Origin of the sequence: Cellulosimicrobium marinum, from assembly GCF_020551945.1 — a bacterium.
Lineage (GTDB): Bacteria > Actinomycetota > Actinomycetes > Actinomycetales > Cellulomonadaceae > Cellulosimicrobium > Cellulosimicrobium marinum.
This window is the reverse complement of record NZ_JAJBZH010000012.1, coordinates 2,034-3,907: the sequence shown is the minus strand read 5'-3', so window position 1 is coordinate 3,907 and position 1,874 is coordinate 2,034. Positions and strand designations below refer to the sequence as shown.

General features: G+C 58.6%; 1 rRNA gene (only partly in view). It reads right to left on the bottom strand.

Features of this window, described 5'->3' with window-relative positions:
• A 23S ribosomal RNA gene (locus LGQ04_RS17190) occupies positions 1 to 1,710 on the bottom strand; it reaches 1,496 nt to the left of the window's first position.
• Positions 1,711 to 1,874: the final 164 nt, after the last annotated feature.

Sequence of the window (1,874 nt, the reverse complement as noted above, 5' to 3'; positions counted from 1 at the left end):
CGGGCGGATTTGCCTACCCGACGGCCTACAGCCTTGGACGTGGTCTACCATCGCCACGCCGGGCTACCTTCCTGCGTCACCCCTGTTAATACGCTTACCTACTACCGGATCGGGTCTCGCGCGCCCCCGTCCATGGCCCCGAAGGGCCGGCGGACGGGTTTGGGCGTTTAGCATCACCGGGCTCGGTATGGGCGGTTCTTCGCCGGTAGGAGAATATCAACTCCTTGTCCATCGACTACGCCTGTCGGCCTCGCCTTAGGTCCCGACTTACCCAGGGCGGATTAACCTGGCCCTGGAACCCTTGGTCATTCGGCGGACGGGTTTCTCACCCGTCATTCGCTACTCATGCCTGCATTCTCACTCGTGTGGCCTCCACCGCTGGGTTCCCCCGCGGCTTCACCGCCCACACGACGCTCCCCTACCCACCTGCGCCCCTGGACCACGAAGGCCTGGGTTACGCGCAGATGCCACGGCTTCGGCGGTGTACTTGAGCCCCGCTACATTGTCGGCGCGGAATCACTTGACCAGTGAGCTATTACGCACTCTTTCAAGGGTGGCTGCTTCTAAGCCAACCTCCTGGTTGTCTGTGCAACTCCACATCCTTTCCCACTTAGCACACGCTTAGGGGCCTTAGCCGGTGGTCTGGGCTGTTTCCCTCTCGACTACGGAGCTTATCCCCCGCAGTCTCACTGCCACGCTTCCACTTACCGGCATTCGGAGTTTGGCTGACGTCAGTAACCTTGTAGGGCCCATCGGCCATCCAGTAGCTCTACCTCCGGCAAGAAACACGTGACGCTGCACCTAAATGCATTTCGGGGAGAACCAGCTATCACGAAGTTTGATTGGCCTTTCACCCCTAACCACAGGTCATCCCCCAGGTTTTCAACCCTGGTGGGTTCGGTCCTCCACGCGGTCTTACCCGCGCTTCAACCTGCCCATGGCTAGATCACTTCGCTTCGGGTCTAGACCCAGCGACTATGGGCGCCCTGTTCGGACTCGCTTTCGCTACGGCTTCCCCACACGGGTTAACCTCGCCACTGAGCACTAACTCGCAGGCTCATTCTTCAAAAGGCACGCTGTCACCCCAACCAAGGAGGCTCCAACGGATTGTAGGCACACGGTTTCAGGTACTATTTCACTCCCCTCCCGGGGTACTTTTCACCTTTCCCTCACGGTACTGGTCCGCTATCGGTCACTAGGTAGTATTTAGGCTTAGCAAGTGGTCTTGCCAGATTCACACGAGATTTCACGGGCCCCGTGCTACTTGGGATCCCCTTCGGGAGGCCACGCCATTTCGTCTACCGGACTGGCACCGTCTGTGGTCCGCCTTTCAATGCGGTTCGACTATGACGCGACTTTCTCACTCCCCGGTGGACTGTCAGATCCACCAGAAGGGTCCCACAACCCCGGACACGCAACGCCTGACAGCTTTACCACGCGCCCGGTTTGGCCTCATCCGCTTTCGCTCGCCACTACTCACGGAATATCTCTTCCTGCCGGTACTGAGATGTTTCACTTCCCGGCGTTCCCTCCACACACCCTATATATTCAGGTGCAGGTCACACGACATGACTCGTGCGGGGTTCCCCCATTCGGACATCCTCGGATCACAGCTCGTTTGCCAGCTCCCCGAGGCTTATCGCAGGCTACAACGTCCTTCTTCGGCTCCTAGTGCCAAGGCATCCACCCTGTGCCCTTAAAAACTTCAACAAACCACACTACAAAAACTCTTTCGCAGAGACCAAGACATCACCCGCACACCCCGAGGGGCATGCAAGATCAACATCTTGATCACTTCAAAGATGCTCGCGTCCACTGTGCAGTTCTCAAACAACCAACGACCCCGACCCGCACCCGGACCCGCCTACCCACCC